Genomic DNA, 5,040 nt, shown 5'->3' on the forward strand with positions numbered 1-5,040 from the left:
GGCTGGGCTCGGGGGCGCGCTCGCCGTCCGGCCGGTCGTCGACGTGGTCGTCGCGGTGGTCGTGGCGGTGACCGTCGCCCGGGACGAGGGCACGGAACTCGTCGGCGACAAGGGCCCGTCGCCACCGTCGCCGTTCATCAGCAGCGCGGCCGCCGACACGCCCGCCACGGCCATCGCGGCGACGAGCGCGACCGCGATCAGCACGTTCCGTGTGGGGGAGCGCGAGGAGGCGACGGACCTCATCGGCGATGTCACGGGCGCGTCCGACGGAGGCGACGGCGCGTGGAGCGGCCGCGACGGCTTCGGCGCGTCCCGCCGGGTCGGTCTGTAGCCGGGCGACACCGGCGGCATACGGCCGGTGTCGAGGAACGCCCGCAGCAGCCGCTCCGCCTCCACCGCGTCGAGCCTGCGCTCGGGATCGCGCTCAAGAAGGCCCCGTACGACGGGAAGCAGGGGCCCGGCGGCAGCGGGCGGACGTATCTCGTCGACCACCACCGCGTGCAGGATCCCGCCCAACGAATCGCGGCGGAACGGCGATTCGCCGCTCAGGGCCGTGCAGAGCAGCGCGCCGAGCGACCACAGGTCGGACTCCGGTCCGGTCCTGACACCGGACATCCGCTCGGGTGCGGTGTACTCGGGCGAGCCCACGAACGACCCGCTCTCGGTGAGCGTCGTCGCCCCCGCGACCTGGGCGATCCCGAAGTCGGTGAGGACGACGCGGCCCTCCGCAGTGAGGAGTACGTTCGCGGGCTTGAGGTCCCGGTGCAGCACGCCCGCGCCGTGTGCCCTGCGCAGCGCGCCGAGCAGGTCGATCCCCATCCGGGCCGCCGCGGCCGCGTCCACGGGCCCGCTCCGGGAGATCCGCTCGGCGAGCGAGCCGCCCTCGATCAACTCCATGACGATGTAGGGGCGTTCGTCCTGCTCGACGACGTCGTGCACGACGATGATGTGCGGGTCCCGCAACTGCGCTATCGCACGCGCCTCACGCAGGGTCCGGTCGCGCTGCAGCCGGGACTCCTCCGCCGAGAGCGAGCTGTCGAGGACGAGTTCCTTGACCGCGACCTGTCTGCCGAGCAACTGGTCCGTGGCCCGCCAGACGACGCCCATACCGCCCCGGCCGAGTCTGGCCTCCAGCCGGTAACGGCCCGCGATGACACGGACGTTGTCCCCCTCGGTCACCATGCGCCCCATCATGCCGCACCGGACGGAGGCCTTCCGGGGCGCTGCGGCGCGGGTGGCCGACAAGCGACGTACGCGGTCACGTGCCGGGCCGGCCGTACTTACGGGACGTACGCGGTCACGGGGCGCCCGGGGGCCGCCAGCTGCGAAGGATCGTGTCGAACCGTTCCTTCGCGGTGTCCCAGTCCGCCGCCGGCGCGGACATGTAGATCACGTACTCGACGCCGTCACGGCTGAGATACGCCTGCTCGCTGGCCCGGCGCGGGCCGGGGAACTCCGTGTCCTTCGCCAGCGCGGTCCAGGTGAAGTCCCAGAGCGCGCCCGGGCGGTCGCGGAAGGTGTTCTCCTCCAGACCGATCCGCCGGTAGTCCTGCAGCCGCCCCAACTGCTCCTCCAGGTCGAGCAGATGCATGTACGGGGTGTCGAAGTCCGGGGAGTCGTCGACGGCGATGCGGACGAAGTGCTCGCCGTTGTCGGGCGTGTAGTCGACCTGGGTGTTCTCGATCTGGCGCTTCCAGCCCTTGGGCAGGACAAGGCTGAAACCCTGGGGGTCGTTGACGCGCTCCCAGCCGTCCGGCACACCGCCGGTACCGGTGTCCGGGGTCTGGTTCCCCTTCCCGTCGTCCGTCTCCCCCGCCGAGGACGACGGGGTGGAGGAGGAGGGGTCGGGTGAGGAGGGGTCGGGCGAGGACGTCGAGTTGGTGTCGTTGCCCCACCCGTCCGCGTACAGCATCGCCGCGACGCCTCCGCCGCCCACGAGCGCGGCCAGAATGACGACGAGGACCAGCGTGCTGACCCTGCGGCGCTGCGTCCCGGCGACCGCCGGCTGGTTCATGGTGGCGACGACCGGGTCGGGCGCGGGCCGGCCGTGGCCGCCATAGGTGTCGTGGCCGCCGGAAACGCCGGGGGCGCCCTGGGTCCCGTGAACGCCCTGAGGCCCGTACATGCCCTGCGCCCCTGGGACACCTTGGGGCCCGTAGGCGGCATGGGCGGGTCCGTACGTGCCCCGGGGCACAGCGGATTCGGGGGACTCAGCGGACTCGTGTGTGGCGGCCACATGTTCCGTCGGCACATAAGCCTGCGCCGAACTCGGTGCGCGCCCCTCCGCGGCCTCGGCGAGCATCTGCTCGGCCTCCTCCGGGCCGGGCCGCTCGGCGGGGTCCTTGCGCAGCAGCGCGGCGATGACGGGCGCGAGCGGGCCGGCGTGCGTCAGCTCCTCGGGTTCCTCGCCGACCACGGCCTGCATGGTGGTCAGCGGGGTCGTCCGCCGGAACGGAGACCTCCCCTCGACCGCCGTGTAGAGCGTCGCGCCGAGCGCCCACAGATCGGAGGAAGGGCCCGGATCGTGGCCGCGTACACGCTCCGGGGCCAGATAGTCGACCGAGCCGACGATCTCCCCGGTGCGCGTGATCGTCGTGTCGCCCTCGACCTGCGCGATCCCGAAGTCGGTGAGCAGGACGCGCCGGTCGTTGGAGATCAGTACGTTGCCGGGCTTGACGTCGCGGTGCAGTACGCCCGCGGCGTGCGCGGCCCGCAGCGCGCGCAGCACCCAGAGCCCGACCCGCGCCGCCTCCCGGGGCTCGACGCGCCCGGACTCCTTGACCGCGTCGGCGAGCGAGTGGCCCTCGACCAGCTCCATCACGATCCACGGACGGCCGTCGTGCTCCAGCACGTCGTGCACGGTGACGACGGCCGAGTGGTTGATCCGCGCGGCCGCGCGCGCCTCGGCCCGGGTCCGGGCGAGGAGCACGGGCTGGTCGCTGTCCGACACGTAGAGCGCAGCCGTCAACTCCTTGATGGCGACGGCCCGGTGCAGCACCTCGTCGTGCGCACGCCACACCCGGCCCATGCCGCCACTGCCGATGGAGTCGACGAGCCGGTAGCGCCCGGACAACAGCAGGCCCTGCATCTGATTCACGTTTCCCCGCAATGCTCTTGACAGGGCCAGACTAAGGACCGGCCCTCCCCCAGGGAACCGGCGGGGCCCTACGGAGACAGCACTGTGACGGTTTGCCCGGGCGTGAACGGGCGGTTGCCACCAGGCAATCGGACGTCGGCGAGTGGCCTGTCAGACCGTCAGCGAGCGGTCTGTCAGACCGTCGGCGAGCGGTCTGTCGGACCGTCAGCCAGTGGCCTGGTAGGTCGCCGCGGCCTGCTCGTAGAGCCGCGTCACCTCGTCCCGCTCGGCCTCAGGACCGAGCACCTGCACCACGTGGTACCGCCCGTCGACGATGATCGCGAGATTGCGTACGAAGACCTCGCGCCCCTGGGAGTCCTGCCAGGTGAACTGCCCCTCGGCCATGGTCCGTCCGCCCACCTCGATGCGCCGCATCCCGCTGGACGTGGCCCACGTCGAGTCGCGGAACGGCTGCAACTCGCGCTCGTCCTCACGCTGGTACGTCATCGGGTCGGTGCCGTACTGGCTGGTCGTGTCACGGCCGGGCACGACCAGCAGCTCGAAGTCGCCCTGGGAGTAGACGATCTGGCCGCGGCCGTTCTTCCCCGTCCGGTCCCAGCCGTTGGCGACCGCGACGCGGAAGCCCTCGGAGTCCTTGCGCAGGGTGAAGCCCTGCGCGACCTCGGGTCCGGTGGTCTGCGTGCTGGAACTGGACGACTGCGTCGGGCTGTTCTCCTTGCTCGGCGACTTCTCGTCCTGTGGATCCGTGCCCGCGTTCCCGTCCGTGCCGGTGTCCGTACCGGCCGAGTGTCCCGGGGTCGGAGTGGCGATGTCCCCCGCGGAACCGGTCCGCTCACCGGCGTTGTCGGACTTGGGCATGAAGGCCACGGCATACGCGACGGCCGCCGCCATGGCCAGCAGTATCAGCAGGAGCAGCGTGCGGCCGAGCCGGCGGGGTTTGGCCTCCCGCCTGGACCGCTTGTGGCGGCCGTGCGGGCTGGTGTCGGGCAGCCCGGCGCGGCGCCTGCGGACGAGCTCGCCCCGGCGGCGCACGACGGGCAGCCGCTTGGGATCCACGGGCGGCGTGGCCACGACGTACGTCCCCGCCTCCGGCTCGGGCGCCGACCGCACCAGCGAACGCAGCCAGCCGCGCAGCTCCTCGAAGTCCAGCCGCTCGGTGGGGTCCTGACGGAGCAGCGACTCCACGACCGGCCGCAGCGGCCCGCACTCCTCGGCGAACGCAGGCGGCTCGGCGCACACGAGCTGCACCAGCTCGGCGGTGTTCTCCTCGGGGTAGGGCGCGTGCCCCTGAACGGCCCGGAAGAGCAGCGCCCCCAACGCCCACAGGTCGGTCGCGGGCCCGATCGGCGCCGCCAACTGCCAGTTCTCGTGCACGGGCCCGGCCTGCTCGGGCGCCCAGCGCTCGGTGACGGGTCCGACGACAGCCATCCGCGCCTGCCGTGCCCGCTCGGCCGCCAGGGCGGTGGCGGGGCCGCGATGGGCGGCGGGAGCGGGGTCGGCGGTCAACCGGCTCCACTGGGTGGGGGCCTCGGTGGTGGTGCTGGTGGTGTGGGAAGCCCCTGCGGCGTAAGCAGGGTCCGCGCTGTGGGCAGGGTCCGTGGTGTGGGCGAGGTCTGTGCTGTAGGCGGGGTCAGCGGTGTTGGCGAAGTGGCCGGCGATGCCGTTGCTGGTCCCGGTGTGGGACACGCCGTTCCCGTTCCCGGGGAATCCGGTGCCGTCACCGTGGCCCGGTACGCCGCTTCCGTTGCCCCCGTTACCGCCATTGCCGCTGCTTCCGGCGCCGGGCAGCGCGGGAGGCTGGTTCTGTCCGTTCCCGCCCAATTCGGGGGCGCCATGGCGCGGCGCCGCGCCGTGCCAGGAACTGGTCCGCCGCGGGGCGGTCACGCGCCGTACGGGTGAGAGGACATGCGTACGTGCGTGCACCGGACGTCCGTCGTACGCGG

2 protein-coding genes and 1 pseudogene are annotated in these 5,040 nt (G+C 72.7%); all 3 read right to left on the bottom strand.

Features of this window, described 5'->3' with window-relative positions:
* The coding region (locus O3Q52_RS48725; protein WP_269654870.1) for a serine/threonine-protein kinase at window positions 1-1,182 on the bottom strand (1,182 nt) is incomplete at its 3' end.
* Between the two features lie 115 nt (window positions 1,183-1,297).
* A complete protein-coding gene (locus tag O3Q52_RS48730) occupies window positions 1,298-3,088 on the bottom strand; it encodes a protein kinase (RefSeq protein ID WP_269654871.1) in 1,791 nt (596 codons plus the stop codon).
* A gap of 213 nt (window positions 3,089-3,301) precedes the next feature.
* Window positions 3,302-5,040: pseudogene (locus O3Q52_RS48735) on the bottom strand (serine/threonine protein kinase); the annotation flags it as partial.

Source organism: Streptomyces sp. ActVer (assembly GCF_027270795.1).
GTDB classification, from domain to species: Bacteria; Actinomycetota; Actinomycetes; order Streptomycetales; family Streptomycetaceae; genus Streptomyces; species Streptomyces umbrinus_A.

Excerpts from the sequence above, each read along its gene's own strand:
- O3Q52_RS48730 (WP_269654871.1), bottom strand. The coding sequence starts at position 3,088 with ATGCAGGGCCTGCTGTTGTCCGGGCGCTACCGGCTCGTCGACTCCATC.